General features: G+C 69.2%; 21 protein-coding genes. 12 read left to right on the top strand and 9 right to left on the bottom strand.

The window, feature by feature from the left end; genetic code table 11:
* Positions 1 to 79: 79 nt before the first annotated feature.
* The 5 genes from MYSTI_RS02355 to MYSTI_RS02335 all read right to left on the bottom strand — a co-directional run bounded on the left by MYSTI_RS02355 (position 80) and on the right by MYSTI_RS02335 (position 5,426).
* Complete coding sequence (locus MYSTI_RS02355) at positions 80 to 1,525, bottom strand: DUF2079 domain-containing protein (RefSeq protein WP_015346089.1); 1,446 nt, start codon at positions 1,523 to 1,525, stop codon at positions 80 to 82.
* Positions 1,526 to 1,615: 90 nt separating this feature from the next.
* Positions 1,616 to 1,954: an HPF/RaiA family ribosome-associated protein gene (locus MYSTI_RS02350; protein ID WP_015346088.1), complete on the bottom strand. Its 339-nt coding sequence runs from the start codon at positions 1,952 to 1,954 to the stop codon at positions 1,616 to 1,618.
* A gap of 184 nt (positions 1,955 to 2,138) precedes the next feature.
* Positions 2,139 to 3,140, bottom strand: coding sequence for a zinc-dependent alcohol dehydrogenase family protein (locus tag MYSTI_RS02345; protein WP_015346087.1), 1,002 nt, complete (start codon positions 3,138 to 3,140; stop codon positions 2,139 to 2,141).
* Positions 3,141 to 3,232: 92 nt separating this feature from the next.
* A complete protein-coding gene (locus MYSTI_RS02340; protein WP_015346086.1) occupies positions 3,233 to 4,738 on the bottom strand; it encodes an LA_2272 family surface repeat-containing protein in 1,506 nt (501 codons plus the stop codon).
* Positions 4,739 to 4,931: 193 nt separating this feature from the next.
* Positions 4,932 to 5,426, bottom strand: coding sequence for a hypothetical protein (locus MYSTI_RS02335; RefSeq protein ID WP_015346085.1), 495 nt, complete (start codon positions 5,424 to 5,426; stop codon positions 4,932 to 4,934).
* Positions 5,427 to 5,607: 181 nt separating this feature from the next.
* On the opposite strand from MYSTI_RS02335, the gene MYSTI_RS02330 reads away from it, so the two are divergent.
* The 8 genes from MYSTI_RS02330 (at position 5,608) to MYSTI_RS45600 (ending at position 12,553) form a co-directional block, all read left to right on the top strand.
* Positions 5,608 to 6,078 carry a pyridoxamine 5'-phosphate oxidase family protein gene (locus MYSTI_RS02330; protein ID WP_015346084.1) on the top strand — a complete coding sequence of 157 codons (471 nt, stop codon included), beginning with the start codon at positions 5,608 to 5,610 and terminating at the stop codon, positions 6,076 to 6,078.
* Positions 6,079 to 6,510: 432 nt separating this feature from the next.
* On the top strand, positions 6,511 to 7,845 hold the full coding sequence (locus MYSTI_RS02325) for an inositol-3-phosphate synthase (RefSeq protein WP_015346083.1): 1,335 nt from the start codon (positions 6,511 to 6,513) through the stop codon (positions 7,843 to 7,845).
* Positions 7,823 to 8,758, top strand: coding sequence for a phosphatase PAP2 family protein (locus MYSTI_RS02320; protein WP_015346082.1), 936 nt, complete (start codon positions 7,823 to 7,825; stop codon positions 8,756 to 8,758). Before MYSTI_RS02325 ends, MYSTI_RS02320 begins: the two co-directional genes overlap by 23 nt.
* Positions 8,751 to 9,998, top strand: a complete 1,248-nt coding sequence (locus MYSTI_RS02315) for a GtrA family protein (protein ID WP_015346081.1) — start codon at positions 8,751 to 8,753, stop codon at positions 9,996 to 9,998. Before MYSTI_RS02320 ends, MYSTI_RS02315 begins: the two co-directional genes overlap by 8 nt.
* On the top strand, positions 9,988 to 10,974 hold the full coding sequence (locus MYSTI_RS02310; protein ID WP_015346080.1) for a hypothetical protein: 987 nt from the start codon (positions 9,988 to 9,990) through the stop codon (positions 10,972 to 10,974). Before MYSTI_RS02315 ends, MYSTI_RS02310 begins: the two co-directional genes overlap by 11 nt.
* The gene (locus tag MYSTI_RS02305; RefSeq protein ID WP_015346079.1) at positions 10,971 to 11,552 is read left to right on the top strand and encodes a protein-tyrosine phosphatase family protein; all 582 of its coding nucleotides are present in this window, start codon (positions 10,971 to 10,973) and stop codon (positions 11,550 to 11,552) included. Before MYSTI_RS02310 ends, MYSTI_RS02305 begins: the two co-directional genes overlap by 4 nt.
* Before the next feature lie 386 nt (positions 11,553 to 11,938).
* The gene (locus MYSTI_RS45605) at positions 11,939 to 12,259 is read left to right on the top strand and encodes a DUF1308 domain-containing protein (RefSeq protein ID WP_084668068.1); all 321 of its coding nucleotides are present in this window, start codon (positions 11,939 to 11,941) and stop codon (positions 12,257 to 12,259) included.
* Between the two features lie 6 nt (positions 12,260 to 12,265).
* Positions 12,266 to 12,553, top strand: a complete 288-nt coding sequence (locus tag MYSTI_RS45600) for a DUF3349 domain-containing protein (RefSeq protein WP_015346078.1) — start codon at positions 12,266 to 12,268, stop codon at positions 12,551 to 12,553.
* Here MYSTI_RS45600 and tnpB read toward each other — a convergent pair.
* From tnpB to MYSTI_RS02290, 4 genes are all read right to left on the bottom strand, one after another.
* Positions 12,488 to 12,967 (bottom strand): IS66 family insertion sequence element accessory protein TnpB, encoded by a 480-nt coding sequence (gene tnpB / locus MYSTI_RS41445; RefSeq protein ID WP_015346077.1) that lies wholly within the window; start codon positions 12,965 to 12,967, stop codon positions 12,488 to 12,490. The two genes, MYSTI_RS45600 and tnpB, sit on opposite strands and share 66 nt — an antisense overlap.
* Entirely contained in the window at positions 12,877 to 13,221 is a 345-nt protein-coding gene (gene tnpA, locus MYSTI_RS45595; protein ID WP_420811534.1) for an IS66 family insertion sequence element accessory protein TnpA, read from the bottom strand. The genes tnpB and tnpA overlap by 91 nt, the downstream gene beginning before the upstream one ends.
* A gap of 190 nt (positions 13,222 to 13,411) precedes the next feature.
* Complete coding sequence (locus MYSTI_RS02295; RefSeq protein ID WP_015346076.1) at positions 13,412 to 13,678, bottom strand: hypothetical protein; 267 nt, start codon at positions 13,676 to 13,678, stop codon at positions 13,412 to 13,414.
* A gap of 109 nt (positions 13,679 to 13,787) precedes the next feature.
* Positions 13,788 to 16,256, bottom strand: a complete 2,469-nt coding sequence (locus MYSTI_RS02290; protein ID WP_015346075.1) for an efflux RND transporter permease subunit — start codon at positions 16,254 to 16,256, stop codon at positions 13,788 to 13,790.
* 403 nt (positions 16,257 to 16,659) lie between these two features.
* On the opposite strand from MYSTI_RS02290, the gene MYSTI_RS02285 reads away from it, so the two are divergent.
* From MYSTI_RS02285 to MYSTI_RS40410, 4 genes are all read left to right on the top strand, one after another.
* Positions 16,660 to 19,191, top strand: coding sequence for an efflux RND transporter permease subunit (locus MYSTI_RS02285; RefSeq protein WP_015346074.1), 2,532 nt, complete (start codon positions 16,660 to 16,662; stop codon positions 19,189 to 19,191).
* A 34-nt stretch (positions 19,192 to 19,225) separates the two neighbouring features.
* Positions 19,226 to 19,678, top strand: a complete 453-nt coding sequence (locus MYSTI_RS02280; RefSeq protein WP_015346073.1) for a hypothetical protein — start codon at positions 19,226 to 19,228, stop codon at positions 19,676 to 19,678.
* A 114-nt stretch (positions 19,679 to 19,792) separates the two neighbouring features.
* Entirely contained in the window at positions 19,793 to 20,506 is a 714-nt protein-coding gene (locus MYSTI_RS02275; RefSeq protein WP_044282700.1) for an MOSC domain-containing protein, read from the top strand.
* Positions 20,507 to 20,712: 206 nt separating this feature from the next.
* Complete coding sequence (locus MYSTI_RS40410) at positions 20,713 to 21,159, top strand: hypothetical protein (RefSeq protein ID WP_015346071.1); 447 nt, start codon at positions 20,713 to 20,715, stop codon at positions 21,157 to 21,159.
* The last annotated feature ends 15 nt before the right edge of the window (positions 21,160 to 21,174 follow it).

Below are 21,174 nucleotides of genomic sequence, written 5' to 3'. Positions count from 1 at the left end.
CTAGAGGGCGGGCACCTACACACGCCTGCGCGCACTCGGGGGCCTGTCCGCCTGGCGGCCCTCGGCTGCGCGCAGGCGCTCACGGGTATCCGGCGAAGCGCCCCTTCGCCATGAACACGTGGGGGTCGTCGATGAGGACTTGCGTGTTCGCGTCCTGTCGCCAGAGCGCGATGAGTTCCTGGATGCGCTCGGCGGAGAGGAGCCAGATTTCCCCTCGAGGAGGCTTCTCCACCAACACCCATTCGAACACGCGGCCGTCGGCGGGATAGGGGCCTCCCATCGCGAAGATGTCATCCCGGTGCGCCAGCAGCGGCACGAAGTTGCCCCCCATGAGCGCGGGGCCCTGGCGCTCGCGCGTGAGCCACTCCACGCCTCGGGCGATGCTGGCCATCCGCGCCGGGTCGTCCGGGCAGCGGGCCGGGAACCCGAGCGGCGTCACCAGCGTCCGCCACCCCGCGCGCAGGTTGTTCTCGTTGGTGGTGATGAGCAGCACGAAGGTGCTCACCAGCACCCAGGCCGGCGGCCTCCGGGCGCGCAGGACGGGAAGGAAGCCCATCAGCGCCGCGGCCATCAGCGGCGCGACGTAGTGGAAGCGCCAGGCCATGCCCAGGAACCGGATGCCCAACAAGGGCAGGAGCACCAACATCCAGGCCCAGTCCGGCCTCAGGCGCTCGCGCCACGTCCAGAGGATGAGCGGCGCCAGGGCCACCAACAAGGTGCCCACGCGCGCGAGCTGCGAGGGATGCACGCGGAGCCAGAGGTACTGAAGCCAGCCCTCCTCCAGCCCTCGCTCGAGCCGCTCGACATGGTCCTGCGTGTGTCCCCAGAGCCGGGGCCGCACCCCGTAGACCCACGCGACCCATGCGACGGACAGCACCAGGGCCGCCACCGCGTGACGCCTGTCACCGCGCAACCACAGTGCCACGGCGAGCATGATGCCCACGAAGGCGAACTCCTCCTTGCAGGAGAACAGCAGCACCATCGCCACCAGCAGCAGCCCGTTGCGGCGGAAGTGGAAGGCCACGCCCGCCAGCACCCACGGCAGCACGGACCACGTCGTGGGATGGATGGGGAACCGCAGCGCATCCACGGCCCCCACCGACAGCAGCAGGAGCCCCGCCGCCAGCACCGTGGACGCGCGGCTCAGGAGCCCGCGCGCGTGGAGCCAGAGCAGCGGAACCAGCGACAGCAGCACGAAGAGCGACTCGGCCACCAGCCCCGCCCACATCGCGGGCAGGACCTCCGTCAGGGGCTGCGCCAGCCACAGGATGGGGTCGAAGTGGTCGTTGAAGAGGAATATCTGCCGCCCGCTCAGCCAGGGATTGGGGTCCGCGAACGAGAGGCGCGCGAAGGCCTGGGTGTAGATGCCCAGGTCGAAGTTCGGAAAGCAGGCGCGCGCGGCCTGGACCCACGTGGGGGCGACGACGAACAGCCCCCAGGCCAGCACGACGAGGGGCAGCGACAGGTGCCCCAACCAGAGGCGAAGCCGCCCGTGCGAAGCAGCGTCGGGAGTGGAGGACGTCATGAGCGAGTGCGCCAGGCAGGTGCTGCCACGACCATGGGCCGCCCCGTCTAACGCACTCCCTCACGGCCTTCCATCCCCAACAGCCTCCACTCAGTGCCGGTACTGCGCGTGGTGCGCCTGCGTGTAGTGCTGGAGCTGCCGGCGCGCGGCCTCGAACGCCTCCGTCACGGCCTGGTAGGGGTCCTCGTGCGCGGCATGCTCCGCCGCGGTGCGCCCCGCGCTGATGTCCTTGCCCGGCACGTGCAGGTCCACGCGCACGCGGAACTGGTGGCCGTGGTGCTGATGCCGGTGCGGCTCGTCCACCACGACATGGCATCCCACGATGCCATCGAAGAAGTGCTCCAGCTTCGCCGCGTGGTCTCGAATGTGCTCGTTGAGCGCCTCGCTCGTCGGCATGCCCCGGTAGGTGATCTGCAACGCTCGCTTCATCGTTGGCCTCGGGTCTGGCCCCATCCGCGTGGGGTCGGGTTGCGAGCCTTCCCATTGCATCCGGTCGGCCAACTCCAACCCCTCGAAATGTCAGCCCCCGCGTCCCCCACCTCCGCAGCCTTTGCGGCGAAACGGCGCATCACGCAGTCCCTGCGGGGCGATTTGCCACCGCTCACCTCGGAAGCTACGCGCGAGGGTCCAGCACGGCCGCGCCGCGCACCTGTCCCTCGCGCAGCGCGGCGAGCGCCTCGTTCGCGGCGGAGAGCGGGAACACCCTCACCTCGGTGCGCACGGGCACCAAGGGCGCGAGCACCAGGAAGTCCAGCGCATCCGCCCGCGTCAGGTTCGCCACCGAGCGCACCCCGCGCTCCTCCCAGAGCAGCGCATACGGGAACGACGGGACATCGCTCATGTGGATGCCGCCACACACCACGACACCGCCCTTGTCCACGGCCCGCAGCGCCGCGGGCACCAGCGCCCCCACGGGCGCGAAGAGGATGGCCGCGTCCAAGGGCTCGGGCGGCAAGACATCCGAGCCCCCCGCCCACTCCGCGCCCGACTCCCGCGCGAAGTGCTGCCCCGCCTCGTCCCCCGGCCGCGTGAAGGCAAACACGCGCCGACCTTGATAGCGCGCCACCTGGATGAGCACGTGCGCGGCGGCGCCAAAGCCATACATCCCCAGCCGCTCACCGTCTCCCGCCATGCGCAGGCTGCGAAAGCCGATGAGCCCCGCGCACATCAACGGCGCGGCGTGGAAGTCCGGGTAGCTCGCCGGCAGCGGAAAGCAGTAGCGGTGGTGCGCCACGGTGTACTCGGCGTAACCGCCATCCACCTGGTAACCGGTGAAGCGAGCATCGTCGCAGAGGTTCTCCCGACCGGAGACGCAGTAGCGGCACTGGCCGCACGTCCACCCGAGCCAGGGCACGCCCACGCGGGTGCCCACCTCCAGCCCCAGCACCTCGGCGCCCGCCTCGACGACGGTGGCCACCACTTCATGGCCCGGCACCACGGGCAGCTTGGGCCGGGGCAGCTCTCCATCCACCAGGTGCAGGTCCGTGCGGCACACCGCGCACGCCCGCACTTGCAGCAGCACCTCTTGCGGCCCCGGACGAGGAACGGGCCACCGCTCCTCTCGAAGCGGTTGCCCGGGTGCGTGGAGAACCATCACACGCATGGTGCCGTCCATGGGGTCGCTCCCTTGCGCCGTCTCAACCGACAGGCGGCGCTCGAGGGGAACTTGGGGGGCGCCTCACGCGGAGGGAAGCGCCCGCCCCGGGCTCAAATCTGGATGCCCGCGAGGATGCCCGGCCAGGTGCGCACGACGGTGCGACCGCTGTCGGAGGTCTCCTTCCACTCCGGCCCGATGCCCAGCTCCTTCCACGGGTCGCTGCCATTCCACGTCACCAGCGTGTTCGCGCTCACGCCGCCGAACACCGCGAAGCGGCGCGCCACCTGCCAGCCCGCCATCAGCCGCAACTGCCCCAGCACGTGGTTCGTGTCGTCGTCGAAGTCGAAGAGGCGGTTGGCGTGCACGCTGGAGCCCATCAGGTCCATGTCCACGAAGAAGCGCCCCAGCGGGATGTGTCCACCCACGCCCACGCCCGTCGTGTAGCGGCGGCGGTCCCCCCCCATCGGCGGCGTCAGGCCCACGTTGAGCACCGTGTAGAGGTGCCGCCCGCCCAGCTTCAAGCTCACGTTCGTCAGCGCGATGTCGCTGGCCCACACCTGCACGTTCGCCATGCCGTTGCCCACGAAGCTCAGCAGGCCCACCGACTCGCCCTGCGTCTCGCCCGCGACGTTGATGAGCCCCACCTGCGCGCCGTCGATGCGGCTGGCCACGTTGACCAGGCCCACCTGCGCGCCCTCCACCGAGCCACCCACGTTGATGATGGACACCTGCGCGCCGGACAGCTTGCCCGCGTAGCTGACGCCGGACGACATCTGGAGACCCGTCAGGTCCGGGGCCACGTTGACGCCCGCCGACATCTGCACGCCGCGCGAGACGCCCCTCGCCACGTTGCCGCCCACCGCCATCTGCAGGCCGTTGAGCGACTCACCCGCCAGGTTGCCGCCCACGCTCAGCTGCGCGCCCAGCACCTTGCCCGTCGCCAGGTTGGCGCCCACGCTCAACTGCGAGCCGTCCACCGTGCCCGTCACCACGTTGGCGCCCACCGTGGCCAGCACGCCCGTCACGTCGCCACGCACGATGTTGGCGCCCACCGAGGCCAGCAGGCCCTCGGAGTCCTTCGTCACGATGTTGGCGCCCACCGCGAAGAGCGAGCCATTCACCGGGCCCCGCGACACGTTGATGCCCGTGGTGGCCAGCACGCCGCTGGAGCCGCCCTCGCCCACGAAGTTGGCGCCCAGCGACAGGCCCAGCGCGCGGATGCGTTTGGCCTGCGTGGCCACCAGGCCGATGGACACGTCATGCACCTGGTTTCGCTGGGAGAACCCCGACGTGCTCAGCCCCGGCACCACCGTGAAGCTGAAGGGCACGTGGACCTCGTCGGCCTCCGCCTTCACCTCGGCCCGCGCCGCCGTGGGGGCATCCGCCGCCGTCCCCGCGCTCGTGTTGCCCGCCACCGCCGCCTCCACCAACGGCGGCGCCGCCATCGCCCGCTCCACCCCAGGGCCTTCCACCGCCGGCGCGGCCTCCGCGGCGCCCCCGTCGGTGCCCACCGCGGGCACGGACGCCTGCTCGGCGCCCTTCGACTCCTCGGCGCCAGCGGACATCGCCACCATCGCCACCATGACGCCCGCACACACCGAGACCTTGCGCTTCATCGCAGAACCTTCCTGAGTTGTTGTCGAGAGGAGCCTCCCGCCCACGCGAGCGCGGGCACCGGAGGCCAGGTTGCTTCGCGGGGGCAGCAGCACCCCCTTCGCGTAAGGGAACACCGGCCCCACGAATTCGTGTCACCCGCCCTTCTCGACACTCGGGAAGGCCGGGTGCCCCGGCCCGCGAGTCCTGGTGCGGTTACAGCTCCGGGTCCGGCGTGTACTGGACCTCGCCCGTCGCGGAGAGCACCACGCCGGTGCCGGGCTCGCCCGCGTCATCGTCGCGGCCGACCTCCAGGACCTCGTCCTTCTCGTCCCACTGGCCCAGGTAGTAGGAGCCCTCCACGGCCATGCACGCCCGGCCCTCCGCCACCAGCGTCTCCACCACCTCGCGCTGGTCGCTCACGGCCCGCAGCAGCGTCCACGTCTTCGAGTCCGCGCGGAAGTCGGTCACCATCTCCAGCAGCTCCGCGTCGCTGGGCGTGCCGCCCGGCTGCGTCTGCCGCTCCCACCGGCGCCCGTCCTTCGCCGGCTGCCGGGCCTTCCAGGTGCGCGCCAGCTCCAGGAGCTTCTCCTCCGCCGCGTCCTGCTGCCCATGCATCTCCTCGGGCAGCTCGATCTCCTCCAGCACCAGCAGGGCCGTCTCAATCTGGAGCGCCTTCAGGCACCACTCATTCCACGCGGTCTTCAGCATCGTCGCACTCGCTTTCCTTCTCCGGAGCCCAACCTCGCGGAGCCATCGCGCCTCTCCTCCCCCCAGCCGAGAGAGCCCCCGCCACCTACCACACCCCCCGCCCACCCAGGCGCCATCCCACGCCTCCTGTCTGCTCGTGCGTCCCCATGCTGCCTACGTTTCAAGGGGCCAGGAGAGAGGCATGAGACCCCAGACACCCGAGCAAGCCACCCGCGACGCCATCGAGCACCTGAGCACCCTCATCCACGGCATCAAGGTCGCGATGATGACCACCGTGGACGCCGACGGAAGCCTGCACAGCAGGCCCATGTGGACCCAGGACCATGACTTCGACGGGGACCTCTGGTTCTTCACCCGCGTCCGCTCCCACAAGGTGGAGGAGCTGGAGGAGGACCACCACGTCAACATCTCCTTCGCCGACCCCGCCCGCGAGCGCTACGTCTCCGTCAGCGGCCGCTGCCAGCTCGAGAAGGACCCCCGGCGCATGCGCGACATGTGGAGCCCCGCCCTGGAGGCGTGGTTCCCCCAGGGCCTGGATGATCCAGAGCTCGCCCTGCTGCGCGTGAGCGTCCAGCGCGCGGAGTACTGGGACACCCCCACCCTGGGCGCCTCCGGCCCCGACTCGAGCGCCTCCAATCTCACATTCTCGTGACTTAGGGTTGCGCCAGGGAGCGGCAGGCACCAATAGAGGCCCGCAATGGGCATCCCGGTTCCGGACATCCCCCCGCCCCTGGAGGCAGACCTCCCGCCGTCGTCATTTTCCGCAACCTGAGTCAACTGGAACCCTCCCACCCTTCGTGCCTATGAAAGGTCAGGTGGGTCTCAGTTCGCTCGCGGCGTGATGGCTCTCGGACAGGTGCTGTCGCTCTGCCTTGTACGCGGGCCTGGGGAGAGCCATCAGTCCCGCCGATGGGCCGCCAACGGGCGCCCCCACATCACATTGAAGTCACCAACGGTTTAGAGTATCAACCATCCGCATTCAGGATTTTCCGCATACCCCACGGCAAGTGAGTCGGTGCGCGGCGGGAGACCTGAAGAAGCCTCAACCCAGGGCGGGTCCCCCGTCCTTCGTAAGGAAGCCACGATGGAGAACAAGAAGTCGGTCTCGAAGCCCGAGGGCAAGCTGGCGGTGCTGGTGCCGGGGCTCGGCGCGGTGTCCACGACGCTGATGGCGGGCGTGGAGCTTGCGCGGCAGGGCAAGGGCGCCCCCATCGGCTCCCTGACGCAGATGGGCACGGCGCGGCTGGGCAAGCGCACCGAGGGGCGCACCGTGAAGCTCGGTGAGCTGGTTCCCCTGGCGAACCTGACGGACGTCGTCTTCGGCGCCTGGGACATCATCAGCGAGGACGCGTACCAGGTCGCGGTGCGCTCCGGCGTGCTCCACGACAAGCACCTGGAGGCGGTGAAGCCCTTCCTCCAGGGCATCAAGCCCAAGCCGGGCGTGCACGACGCGGAGTTCGTCCGCCGCATCGAGGCCAACCACACCAAGGCCACCAAGACGCACCGCGAGAGCATCGAGGCGCTGCGCCAGGACATCCGCGACTTCAAGAAGGAGCTCAACGCCAAGCGCGCGGTGATGGTCGTGTGCAGCAGCGTGGAGACCTTCCGTCCCTTGCCGGAGGCGTTCAAGACGCTGGCCGCCTTCGAGAAGGCGCTGGACGAGAACAGCACGGACATCAACCCCACCGCGCTCTACACCTACGCGGCCCTGAAGGAGGGCGTGCCCTTCGCCAACGCCACCCCCAACGCCAGCGTGGACACGCCGGCGCTGCAGGAGCTGGCGAAGCTGGAGGGCGTGCCCGTCGCCGGTCGCGACCTGAAGAGCGGCCAGACGATGATGAAGACGGTCATCGCCCCCGCCCTGAAGGCCCGCATGCTGGGTCTGGACGGCTGGTTCTCCACCAACATCCTGGGCAACCGGGACGGTGAAGTGCTGGACGACCCCGCGGCCTTCAAGGCCAAGGAAGTCACCAAGTCGAGCGTGCTGGACACCATCCTGCAGCCGGACGTCTACCCCGAGCTGTACAGCAAGTACTCCCACAAGGTGTCCATCCACTACTACCCGCCCCGCGGCGACGCGAAGGAGGGTTGGGACAACATCGACATCACCGGGTGGCTGGGCTACCCGATGCAGATCAAGGTCAACTTCCTCTGCCGCGACTCCATCCTGGCCGCGCCGCTGGTGCTGGACATCGCGCTGTTCCTGGACCTGGCCAAGCGGCTGGAGTGGCGAGGCATCCAGGAGTGGATGTCCTTCTACTTCAAGAGCCCCATGGCGATGCCGGGCCTCCCCGTGGAGCATGACCTGTTCATCCAGCTCACCAAGCTGAAGAACACGTTGCGCGTCGTGGCGGGCGAGGAGCCCATCACCCACCTCGGACTCGACTACTACGGGGATGACCTCCCGCTCGCGCGATAACACGCCGGCCTTCACGTGGTTCGTCACCTTCATGGGGGCGGGCCACTTGATGCTGGTGCTGGCCACCGGTCGGCTGCGGTGGGAGCACGTCGTGGCGGACGCGCTGCTCGTGGGGGTGGCCTGGGCGGGCCCCCGCACGCGGCGCTTCCTGCTCGGCGGCTTCCCCTTGTGGCTGACCGGTATGCTGCTGGACAGCCAAGGGCTCTGGCTGTCGCTCCGGGGCGAAATCCACACCGGAGACCTCTGGGCGCGCGAGCGCCTCTGGTTCCCGGCCCCCGGGGGTGTCAACTGGCCCGAATGGTGGAGCACGCGCTCGCACCCCGCGTTGGACCTGCTGTGCGGCTTTGCCTATGCCGCCTACCTTTACGAAGTCTTTGTCGTGGCCATCTTCTTCTTCGTGAAGAAGGACGACCGCTTCCAACGCCTGTGCTGGGCCTTCCTCGCGGTGAACGCGCTGGGCGTCGTCGTCTACATGCTCTATCCGGCCGCGCCGCCCTGGTACATCCTCCAGTACGGCCCGGGCCCGGCGAACCTGGCCGCGCTGCCCAGTCCCGCGGGCACCGCGCGCTTCGATGCACTGTTGGGCATCAGCTACTTCGCGGGCTTCTACTCACGCAATCCCAACGTCTTCGGGGCCATGCCGTCGCTGCACGCGGCCTACCCCTTCATGGTGATGCTCTTCGTGTGGCGCAACGGCACCGCCTGGCGCGTCGTCACCGGGACGTTCGCGCTGCTCGTGGCCTTTTCCGCCGTCTACCTGACGCACCACTACATCCTGGACGTGCTCGCGGGCCTGATGGCCGCGCTTGCCGCCTACCTGGCGGTGGAGCTCGCCTTCGCGAGGGCTCGCAGGAGCGCACCGCTGCCTGCTGTGTCCATACCGCTGACTCCTGGAGGGGACACCCGTGCTTGAGAACCTGGTCGCCTGGCTGACCGGAAACCTGTCTCCGTCGGCCCGCATCTGGACCGCGCTGGCCCCGGCCATCCTCGCCTGTGCCTACTTCCTGGGCGGGCTGCTCATCTTCTGTATCCGCTGTGCCTTCAAGGGCGTGCCGCGCGACGAGGAGACCCTCAAGCGCGGCAGCACGGTGCTGGTGGGCTTCTTCCTCCGGCACTACTTCTTCTGGGTCATCCAGCCCTTGTGGGCGCTGATTCTGCGCTCGGGGCTGCCGGCCAACGCGCTGTCCATGTTGTCGGGCCTGCTGGGCATCTCCTCCGGTGTGGCGGTGGCCGCGGGGCGCTTCGCGCTGGGCGGCTGGTTGTTCCTCGCCGCGGGCATCCTGGACGTCATGGACGGCCGCATCGCCCGCACGCGCAAGGAAGCCAACCCCGCAGGCGCGGCGCTGGACTCGGTGCTGGACCGGTACGTGGACTCGGCGATGTTGATGGGCCTGGCCTGGTACTACCGGGACACGTGGGTGCTCCTGCCCGCGCTGGGCGCGCTGCTGGGCTCGTCGCTGGTGCCGTATGTCCGCGCGAAGGGCGAGGGCCTGGGCGTCAGCGTCCGCGACGGCGCCATGCAGCGGCTGGAGCGGGTGCTCTTCCTGGGCGTGGGCACGGCGCTCTCCCCCATCCTCGAGGCCGTCTTCTGGCCCGAGGAGAAGCACCCCATGCACTGGCTGGCGGTGGTGGGCCTGGTCTTCGTGGCCATCATGAGCAACCTCACGGCCATCTCCCGCTTCCGGAATCTCGTGAAGGCGCTGGCGCCCAAGCGGCAGGAGGCGCGCTCGGAGAAGGCGATTGTCGGCCTCAACGCGGCGGCGGGTGCCATCGCCACGGCGGTGGACTTCGCGCTGGTGCTCGCGCTGGTGGAGTGGATGAACCTCCTGCCCGCATGGGCCACGGTGCTGGGCGCGCTGCTCGGCGCGGTGGTGAACTACTCCATCAACCGGGTGCTCACCTTCCGCAGCACCGCCGCGGTGGGACGGCAGATGGTGCGCTACGCGGTGGTGAGCGGCACCAGCGCGCTCCTGAACGCGGGCGGCGTGGCGCTGCTCACGTTGCATCCGCAACTGGCCTACACGTTGGGATGGTGGCTGGTGCGCGGGGTGGTGTACTTCGCCTGGAACCTGCCGCTCCAGCGCGACTACGTGTTCAACGACACGACGCCGAACAACGACACGCTGCTGGAGCAGCGCCCCCATGCGGCGTGAGGCGCGGCTCCAGGTCCTGGGCCTCCTCCTGTCGCTCGCGCTGCCCACCGTGGCGGCGGGAGCGGCGCTGGAGCCCACGACCTCCCCGAGCGACCACTACGGGGAGAGCTTCACCTTCATCGGGGACCTGGAGGACGGCACCTTCGTGTTGGTGCAGTTATCGGTGACGAACATCGGTCCTGGCACGGGCACGGGCATCTGCCGCGCGACGGTGCTGCGGCCCGGACAGCGGCCGTGGACGCCCCAGAAGAAGGTGGGCTCGAAGGAGTGGGGCTACGAGACGGCCACGAGCACGCTGCGCGTCGGGACGTGCTCGGCGCGCTCGGCGGGCGGGGTGACGCGGGTGGAGGCGGTGCTCGAGGGCGGCCGCGTGGAGTTGGAGTACGCCGCGCAGGTGGCGCCCCAGTCGCCGGAGGGCTCGGAGGTGGAGGTGGGCACCGCGCGCTACCGTCACGAGGTGACGCTGGCGTTCAGCCCGCTGAAGGCCACGGTGCAGCCGCCCAAGAGCGCGTCGGTGGCGCAGGCCGGCGGCGGCTACGCGGACCACACGCGCTCCACCATCGCTCCGGCGAAGCTGGCCCGCAGGTGGGTGCGCTTCCGCGCGCTGCGTGGCGAGGACCGGCTGGTGCTGCTGGCGCGCGAGGGGCAGGACGGTGAGTTCGGCCCCGTGTACTCGTGGGCGGAGGGCAATACGCCCCACCTCATGGAGTCCTTCACCCTCAGCCGGCAGGGCGCGAAGGAGAAGAGCGCCTGGACGGTGGATGTCTTCGGTGGGGATGGAGCGAAGGCCATGGTGCTGCGCTCCACGTCGCTGCTCCAGCGCAGCGCGCCCGTGGAGGGCCTGGGGGTGCTGGGTGGGCTGGTGAAGCCCGTGGTGGGCTCTCCGGTGACGTACCTGCACCGGGCCGTGCTGGAGCGCGAGGGGAAGACGCCCGTGGCGGGGCTGATGGAAGTGACGCTCGAGGGAGAGCCGTGAACGTCTCGCTGTTGCGGGACGTTCACCATGTCCCGGGGGTGCGCGGCTGGGTGCGCAAGCAGGTGCTGCGCTCGGTGGCGCGCTGCGTGGAGTGGACCACGAAGCTGCCGGGGCGCGGCCTCAACGTGTCGCGCGTGAATGACTGGCTGCACGTGGGCGGCGCGGTGCCTCCGTCGCGCTACGCGGAGCTGAAGGCCCGGGGCATCACCCACGTGATTGATTTGCGCGCCGAGCGCGTGGACGACGCGAAGGCCCTGGCCGCGCTGGGCATCGAGCTGTTGAACCTCCCGGTGACGGACCGATATCCACCGACGGTCGAGCAGCTCATGCAGGGCGTCGAGTGGGCGCTGCCTCGCCTGGCGAAGGGTGGGCACCTCTACGCCCACTGCGAGCACGGCGTGGGGCGCGGCCCGTTGATGGGCCTGGCGGTGATGGTGGCGCGAGGCTGGGAGGCCACGGGGGCGTACCGCGAGGTGCGCCAGGCTCGGTGGCAGTGCACGCTGAACGACCGGCAGCTCGGCGGACTCGCGGACTTCGTCTCCGCGTGGTCAGCGCGAAGCCCAGGGCAGGCGGCGTAGCTTCGTCGCGAGGCAGTGGCCTCGATGACTGCGTCCCCGCGTGGGCGGCACGAAGTCCGAGGCAAGCCGCGTCGCTTCGTCGTAACGCGGCGGCCTCGCGGACTCCGCCACCGCAAGGGCAGCACGAAGTCCGAGGCAAGCCGCGTCGCTTCATCACAACGCCGCGGCCTCGCGGTAACCGTCCGGCGAGCGACGTGCCGGGGGCCTTGCCGGAGTAGCAGTCGTGGTGGACCCTGGCCGGAATGTCGAAGTGGGTTGAGAAGCAGGAATGGAGTCAGGTCGCCGAGGCCTTCGAGGCGAGCGGACTGACGCTATTGATACTGGAACCGTAGCTGCGTTTATCTCGCAGGGCTCAGACGCCAGGCACCAATTGAAGGCATTGGTCGATGGGTCGGGCCATGGTGATGACAGAGACCGCAGCCACTGAGTTCCAGTCGATGATTCGAGTGGCCGGCCCGGAGGAGGCGGAGCGCACCAAGCGATTCTTGGGGCGAGTATCCGTCGTCCCCCATAATCCTTCGGCGCGTTCGATGGGCCTCAATGTGACAAAGGGCGTTGGTGTGAATGATATTCGCACTTTTGGGACTGGGAATGCGATGGGAACTCCGACGATGACAAGTGACGCAAAGTTCCTTCGCGGTGCTCCGGCACAAGAAGTTGATTTTGGTGCTTTCGCTCATGCGCCTGTTCCGCTGCGGGGGCCCTGAAGCGTCATGAGTGTTCCTGCTCATCTTGCGAGTACCGTGAGCTTGATCGACAGGGCCTATCCGGAAGGTGTTCCGGAGGCTGACTATTTGCCGCTTCTGTCCGTGTTGTATCCATACATGGCGGACGAGAACCTCGTGGAGGTCATCAGCTTGCTCATGGGACGCGACCGTGACGTCGTGATGAACGATGTCTATACGGCAGGTGCCGCTGTCGGGCTGCATCCTGACTCAGTGGCGGCTGTTCGTGCCCGGCTTGTTGCCTCTGGGCTCAATGAATGGACTCGGGAGGATTAAGGGCTCTGGATTGCGGGCGCAGATGCTTCTTTGCGCCTTGCATTCCAAGGTGCCGAAAGACTGAGTCCGGTGGAAGAGCACCCCATGTGCAGCTCCCTGTTGGCAGGCTAGGGCTGGAACGAGGACACGCACCCGGGCGGCATCCAGGTGCACCGCGCTCGCGTCGGCGTCCACCTTCGGTAGCCGGAAGCGGCCTGTCTCCATCCGCTTGTACAGCAACACGAGGCCGCCCCGACTCCACGTCAGTACCTTGATGCGGTCGCCTCTCCTCGAGACGAAGGCGAAGAGGTGGCCGGAGTAGACGTCCTCGCCCCGACCGGACTTCACCAGCGCCATGAGGCCTTCAATCGACTTGCGCATGTCCACCGCCTCGGTGGCCAGTACCACGCGCACGGACGCGGGAAGCGTGAACACGCCTCACCTGCCCAAGGCGGTGACGAGCCGGGCCACGTAGTCGACATCGGCCCCCGCGGGAACCGCAGCCTGGCTCCGCTGGCCAGCACCACCTCGAGCAGCACGAGACTCTCCTGCGCGATGGACGCCACTTCCACCGGCAGCAGGCGCACCGCCTGGGCCTTCCGAGCGCGCCGGCGTCGGAGCCGGTGCACCCACGACGACAGCGTGCTCAACCTCAGCCCTCTCTGCGCGGAGAACTCATTCTGCGTCAGTCCGCTCGCCTCGAAGGCCTCGGCGACCTGACTCCATTCCTGCTTCTCAGCTCACTTCGTCATTCCGGCCAGGGTCCACCACGACTGCTACTCCGGCAAGGTCTCTCGGCATGTCGCTCGCCGGACGCTTACTCCTCGCGGACTTCGTCACCGCGTGAACGGCGCGAAGTCCGGAGCAGTCCGCGTCCCCCTACCAGCGTCGCTGCGGGTCCATCGACTCGGGACGGCGCTTGTCCGTGGGCGTCAGCGCATCAGCGGGAGAACACCGGCAGACCTCGCAACCTCGGTCCCGGTCGATGGAGCACTCCGTTCCCGTGACACACGTGAGGTTGCGAGACTCCTCGCACCGCGTGTCGCCCTTCTTCTCGTCGCGCTTGTCACCGTGGCTGCAGCCCGCCAGGGCCACGGCCACCGTCGCCGCGGCGAGAAAGCCCCTCGACATCCACCCTCGCTTCATGACCTCACCCTCCTGGCTTCAAGCCGGAGGGCGCCACCCAGGCACCCTCCGCCGAGCGCGAAGTGTGTCACCCCAGCCTCCCGGGTGACACCCACTCCGGGAAGAGACGTCACGCCTCTTGTGCGGGCTCGTCCGACGCGGCCCCGTGCTTGCGGCGCCAGCGCTCCACCAGCAGCAGCAGCGCCGGGAAGCCCAGCAGCACGATGATGAGATTCAACCCGAACCCCAGGTTCGCCAGGTCGCCGATGGAGTTGAGCCCCGGGTGCTTCGCCAGCACCAGCGCCACGAAGCCGATGGCGCTCGTCAGCAGGCCCCCCGTAATCGCCCGGCCCGTCTCCGCATACACGGAGATGAAGTCCGCGCCCGGCTCACCCAACCGCTGCACCAGGTGCACACCCGCGTCCACCGTGGTGCCCACGAGCACCGGCAGCACCATGATGTTCAGGTAGTTGAATTGCAAATCCAACAGCGCCATCAATCCCACGAGCCCCGCCACCGACAGCAGCGTCGGCACCATGCAGATGAGCGCCGTGCGCAGCCGGCCCAGCGTCAGCCACATCGCACCCAGCACGCTCAGCACCGCCGCCGCCAGGATGCGCGGTCCCTCGCGAGACACCATGTCCAGGATGTCCGCCAGGATGAGCGCCTCGCCCGCCGCGGACACCTGACTGCCGTCCGGCATCTGCAGCCCGCGCACCTCCTTGGAGAAGCGCCGCGTGCCCTCACCGTCCGACAGGCTCACGCCGCCGCCCGCGTACACCAGCACCACGCCGCCCGTGCTCCCATCCAGGCTCTCGAACTGGTGGCGCACGCTGGTGGGCAGGTCCTCCTGCGTGAAGGGCTGCGCCTTGGACATGTTCAGCGCCCGCGTCAGCACGGCGCGCGTGTCCTCCGGCAGCCGCTCCGGGTCCAGCTTGCCCAGCTTCGCGTGAATCGCCTCCAGCACCGCCTTCTTCTCCGTCTGCTGCCGGGGAACCAGGTCCTCCAGCGCGCCCACGAAGTCGATGGTGGAGTCCTTGCCTCGCGCCGTCTTGCGCGCCTCCAACTGGCGCACCACCTCGCGCTCCATCTCGCGCGAGTCCGTCAACACCACCACGGGCGTCTGCGAGTAGCCCAGGATGTCGTTGACCTTCTGGTCCAGCACGGCCGACGCCTGCTTGTAGTCCTCCAGCGTGCGCGAGTCGTAGTTGAACGAGATGCGGTACGACTGCGAGATGAGCGCCACCACCGCCACGCCCACGCCCACCGCGACGCCTCGGTAGGAGCGCGGCAACCACCGCCCCAACAGCGCCATGGGCCCGGAGCTCGACTGGTGCACCCGAGGCGACCAGCCGAAGCGCGACGCCAACCCCAGGAGCGCGGGAAGGATGAGCAGGTACGAGAAGATGCTCACCAGCATGCCCACCGCCGCGATGATGCCGAACTCGCGGAACGCCCTGAACTCCGACATGGCGAGGCTCAGGAACGTGAGCGCCGCCACCAGCGCCGCGATGAGCGCGGAGAAGCCCGTGTGGCGGAAGGACTCATGCACGGCGGCCTCGGAGTTCATCCCCTCCGAGCGCAGCGTGCCGTACCGCCCCAGCAAGTGGATGCCGTGCTCCACGCCCAGGCCGCCCAGCACCGCCGCGAGGAAGCCCGTGAGCAGGTTCACCTGCCCGTACGCCAGCCCCACGAAGCCATACGTCCACCCCAGGCCCGCGACCACCGGCAGCATGGTGAAGCCCACCGACAGCGCGCTGCGGAAGTGGAAGGCCAGGTAGACGAGCAACAGCACCATGGCCAGCGTGGACGCCCGCGCCAGGTCGCCGACGATGACGCGCTGCTGGTCGATCTTCTTCTTGAAGGTCCCCGTCACCGCCGTCTTGAAGCCGGGCCCGTACTTCGACAGGTCCTGCTGCGCCAGGAAGTCCTCCACCTGCGTGACGACCTTCTTGGAGTAGCTCAGGTCTGCGGCGCTGCCCCGAGGCTTCGCCATCAGCACCACCATACCCTCCGCGGGGTCCAGGTAGTACAGGTCGCCCTGCCCCGACAGGCGCTGGTTGGCGCGGCCGGTGTACTTCTGCTCGATGTCGGAGAAGTCCACCGACGGCGGCGCGCTCTCATCCAGCCGCACGAAGAGCGGGTTGGCCTGCTCCTTCTCCCAGGTGATGCGCGCGTCGATGCGGCCCTGGATGGTCTTCAGGTCCTCCAGGTCGACGTAATAGAGCGAGTGCTCGTCGAAGAAGGCGCGCGGGCGCTGGAAGTTGACGTAGCGGATCTCCGACAGCATCGCGAGCTTCGGCGCCATGTCGTCCGCGAAGCGCTTGAGCGCCTCGGGCTCCGCGCCCATGCCCACCACCACGACGTTGCCCTGTCCGCCGAAGCGCTTGCGCAGCTTCTCGATGTCCTGGACGCTGGGGAACGCCTTGGGCAGCAGGCCCACGAAGTCCGCGCTGAGCGTCAGGTTCCTCGCGAAGTAAGCCCCGAGCAGCGTCAGCACCACCGCCACCACCAGCGCCTGCACCGGACGCCGATGGCTCCGCGCGGCGAGTTGGCCCATCGCCCCCTCGAACCGCTCCGACCAACGCTTCTCACCCATCGTGTGACACCTGCTGTGTTGTTAGCGGGCCAACCAGCAGCCCACCTTGCGCACGCGCCCTTCGGCGAGTCAACGCGTTTTATGCCGTGAAACAGATAGTCAGGACCCGAATGACCTGGCGTTCTCTAACAGCCTCCCGACGGGTCCGCCCATCTGTCCGCTCGACTGCTTTCAGGGGTGGGGCTCGCCTGGTGGCGGGCGGCCTCCGGGCTTGAAACAGCGGGTCCACCGCCCTCCCGAGGGGCAACCGGCCGGGCGGCCTTCGACTGCACCCACCCCACCGCGTCCCCACGTTCCTGCCCACATGGGGCCGCTCGTGCGGCACCCCGACGGAGGGGAAGCCGTGCCGTCCTCACGCCACCGGCAAGGGCCGGGAGCCAGGGACGGCCCGCCACCACGACGGATGGAACTGGAGCCCAGCACATCGACGACGCAGCCGGAGCACCGCTGGACGCGGCGCGTGGAGCGAGGCCTGGGCTCCCTGGCCGCGTGGGGCCATCGCCGGCCCTGGCTCGCGCTGGGCCTGTCCTTGGCGCTGGCGGCGGTGGGGGGATTCCTGTCACTCAATCTGCGCCTCAACGCCAATCTGGTGGACCTGCTTCCGCGCTCCTTCGCGAGCGTGCAGGCCCTCAGCGAGCTGGAGGCCCGCTTCGGCGCGCTGGGTTGGGTGGCGGTGGTGGGCGAGGGCGCGGACGCCGCCTCGCTCCGGCGCTTCGCGGATGACGTGACGCCGCAACTGGAGAAGCTGCCCGGGGTCCGCTTCGTGGAGAAGGAGCGCACGGGCACCTTCTTCCGCGACAAGGCACTCTACTTCCTGTCGGAGGAGGACCTGCGGGAGGTCTACCGGAGGCTCGACGCGCGGCTCACCTGGGAGAGACAACGCGCCAACCCGCTCTACGTGCCGCTGGTCGATGAGCCTGCTCCGTCGCTCGACTTCTCGGACCTGGAGGCGAAGTACCTCGGCGCCGGGGGTCACAAGCTGTCGTCCTCGGCGGATGACTACTACCTGGACGCGAAGGCGGGCCGGGTCGTCGTGCTCGTCAAGCCGGAGATGACTTCGGCGGACCTGACGTACTCGCGCAAGATCGTGGACGCGGTGAGTGAGTTGCTCGACGCGCAGGACTTGTCGAAGTACGGCCCGGGCTTCCGGGTGGAAATCACCGGCACCTTCCAGAAGAAGCTCGACCAGCAGAAACAGATTGTCCGGGACATCGCCGTCTCCTCGGCGGTGGCCACGGTGTTGATGCTGCTCTACCTGGCCTTCCACTTCCGGGGCGCGCTGGCGGTGGGGCTGGTGTTGACGCCCGTGGGCGTGGGACTGGCGTGGACCTACGGGCTGGTGGCCGTCGTCTACGGGCAGGTGAACCTGCTCACGGGTTTCCTGGGGGCCATCCTCGGGGGACTGGGCGTGGAGCACGGCATCCACCTGGTGGGCCGCTACCTGCACTTGCGCTCGGATGGAGAGGCCTCCGAGCAGGCCACACGCGAGGCCTTCACGCACACCGGGGCCGCCGCGCTCCTGTCCGCGCTGGTGGCGGCGCTCACCTTCTTCGTGCTGGGCACCTCGCGCCTGCGAGCGTTCCGTGAGTTCGGCGTCATCGCGGGCATCGGCATGCTGGTGCTCATCGCCGCGTATGTGCTGGTGCTGCCGGCCTTGCTGGGATTGACGGCGCGCTGGGGCTGGAAGGCACGGCGGGCGGCGGTGCCCTCGCGCGAGTCGCCCATGGGGCGCATGCTGGTGCGGCACTGCACCGTCGTCACCGCCGTCTGCGGGGTGCTCGTGATGGGGCTGCTCACGCAGGTCCACCGGGTGCGATTCGACTACGACATCGGCACGCTCGAGGACCAGAAACTGCCCTCCTTCGTGCTGGACCAGCAGGTCAACCAAATCATCGGTTATTCCCAGACACCGCTGGTGGTCCTCACGCGCGACCCCCAGGAAGAACATGCGATGGCGACCGCGCTGGCCCGGCGTCAGCGCGAGCGGGGGGCAAGCTCCACCATCGACTTCGTGGCGTCGTTGTCTTCGCTGGTGCCCCAAGACCAGGAGCGCAAACAGGCCGTGCTCCAGGACATCTCCCAGCTCCTCGAGAAGGTGCCGCTGGAGCAACTGAGCCCGCGACAGCGTGAGCAGTTGGCGGAGCTGCGCCGGCAGACACGCGCCCAGCCCTTCACGCTGGAGGACCTGCCCACCAGCGTGCGCCAGCAGTTCATGGGGCGACAGGGGACTCCGGGCAGCTTCGTGCTGGTGTACCCGGCGGTGAATCAATCGGATGGCCAGGCCGTGCGGGCGCTGGCGCGTGAGGTGCGCGGCGTCACGCCGCCCGGAGGAGGACAGGTGTCCGCGGCGGGCGAGGCCATGGTGACAGCGGACGTCCTGGACCTCGTCACCCACGAAGCGCCCCTCATCGTCGGAGGCACGACGCTGGTGGTGCTCCTCGCGATGTGGATGACGTTGGGCGGGCTGCGGATGGCGGTGCTGTGCCTGGCGCCGACGGTGGTGTCGCTCTTGTCGCTCATCGGGCTGATGCCGTTGATTGGGATGGAGTTCAACTACCTCAACATCCTCATCATCCCCGTGCTCATCGGGACGACGGTGGACGCGGGCGTGCATCTGCTGACGCGACTGGTGTCACCGGGCAGCGACTTCGTGGCGGTGTACTCGGAGACGGGGCGGGCGATTGCCGGCGGCCTGCTGACGAGCGCGATGGGCTTTGGCGCCCTCTTCCTGGCCAGACACCCCGGCCTCAACTCCGTGGGAGTGCTCGCCACGCTGGGCTTCGCCACCAACCTGCTCGTCATGTTGGTGGCCTTCCCCGCGCTGCTGCTGGTGCTGACGGAGCGGCGCAAGAAGCGACAACGCGAGCGCATGGATTCGGAAGTGAAGGAGCGGACGGCGACAGGGCCTTCGGAGCCCGAGCTGCCCTCTCTGTGAGCGCAGTAACGCACACCCACGGAAGGAGGAAGCAATGGCGAAGCACATGAAGCGATGGTTGTGGGCGGGTGCCATGGCGGGAACCCTGGCACTGGGCACGGCGTGCAGCTCCACGGAGTCCAAGGCCCTGGTGGCCCAGGCGGACACGACGACGACCCAACCTGGGACGGGCGGCACGGGGACTTCCGGCCAGGTGCCGGACACCTCGGTGCAGCAGCCGGGCACGGTGCCCGCGACGCCCACGGAGAATCCGGGCAGCACTCCCCCAGCAGGGGAGCCCGCCATGCCGGGCGACACCACGAGCTCCGCGCCAGGGACGCTCCCGTCGCTCTCCGATGACGCGGGCATGGGCGGCGCGGGCGTCGGAACGAGTGACGCGGGCGTCGGCGGCTCCGGCGTCGTGCCGGCCCCCATCATCCCGGATGACACCTCCGGCACGTTCCAGCCGCCCTCGGGTGGCGCGGTGATGGACGCGGGCTCGTTCTGACGCGAGGGGCGGGGGCGTGGCACGAACCACGCCCTCGCTCCACCCCGCCTCGTTGAAGCCAGGGCGTCCGTGTCGCTGGACAGCGACACGCGCGCCTGCTTTGTCGAGCGAGCGATGGAGACCCAGACGCCCCGCATCCTCTCGCTCCACATCGGCCAGCCGCGCGAGCTGGGCACGCCCGGCGCGGCCAACCCGCTGGAGCGCCCCTGGACCAGCGGCATCTTCAAGGAGCCCGTGCAGGGCCCCGTGTGGCTGTCGCGAACAGGACTCGCGGGCGATGGGCAGGCGGACCTGCGCGTGCACGGAGGACCGGAGAAGGCGGTGTTCGCCTATGCCTCTGTGCACCACGCGTTCTGGCGGGAGCAGCTGGGGCGCGCGGACCTGGGGCCCGGAGCGTTCGGTGAGAACTGGGTGCTCTCCGGTGGCGCGGAGGACAGCGTCTGCATCGGCGACGTGCTGAAGGTGGGGCGCGCGCACGTGCAGGTGTCCCAACCGCGTCAGCCCTGCTGGAAGCCCGCGCGGCGCTGGGGGAGCAAGGAGCTGTCGCTGCTCATCCAGCAGACCGGCCGCACCGGCTGGTACTACCGCGTGCTGGAGGAAGGCGAAGTCCAGGCGGGTGACGTGCTGGAGCTCGTGGAGCGGCCCTGTCCTCGGTTCACCATCGCGTTCGCCAACCAGGCCATGCACGGACATCGGCCCGAGGACGCGGCGGCCCTGGCCGAGTGTCTCCTGCTGACACCCCGCTGGAGGGAATCGCTCCAGCGCCGCATCACGGGCACGCCCGGAGATGACCGGCCGCGACTGGTCGGCCCCAACCAAGAGTCCTGAGCCCGCACAGCGGGCTGAAGACAGCACACCAAAGACAGTCATGTCTCCGGGGCGAGGTCTCGCCTCGGACATCTGTTGTTGCCCCGGAAAGCAGCCGGCCAGGGAAGCGACCCCTGCGGGTCCCCTCCTCGCTGCACACGTTCTGGCCAACAACCACTCGCCGCGTCACTCGCGGCCATCCACCCCTTCCCATGGAGAGCCTCACCATGAAGACCTTCTCGAGAACGCGGTGTGTCTTGGGTGCGCTCGTCGCCGGTACACTCGCGCTGGGCGTTGCGTGTAAGTCCGACTCGGGCGCGAAGCGCGAGGAGACACCCCCGCCGTCGGACCACTCCAGCACGCCGACGGAGTCCGGCACGACCACACCGCCCACGACCCCGCCCCCGGATTCGAACACGGGCGGCAGCGGCCTCCCCACCACCTCGCCTCCGCCGGAGGACCCCATCGTGAGTCCTCCCACGGAGTCGGACACGACGCAGCCACCCGGAACGGGCGGCTCGGGCATGAGGAATCCCGCCACGGACCCGAGCGTGGACCCCAGCCCCAGCCCGCGCGATGACGACGCCCTGCCGATGCCCGACCCCAGCAACCGCGAGGACCCGTACGCGCCCGACTCCCACGAGTCCCCCGAGCGCCCCGACGGCCATCCCTAGGTAAGGGGTCACCCC

The sequence above is a fragment of the Myxococcus stipitatus DSM 14675 genome, from assembly GCF_000331735.1.
GTDB lineage: Bacteria > Myxococcota > Myxococcia > Myxococcales > Myxococcaceae > Myxococcus > Myxococcus stipitatus.
The sequence above is the reverse complement of the archived record's forward strand: the minus strand, read 5'-3'. Positions and strand labels throughout refer to the sequence as shown.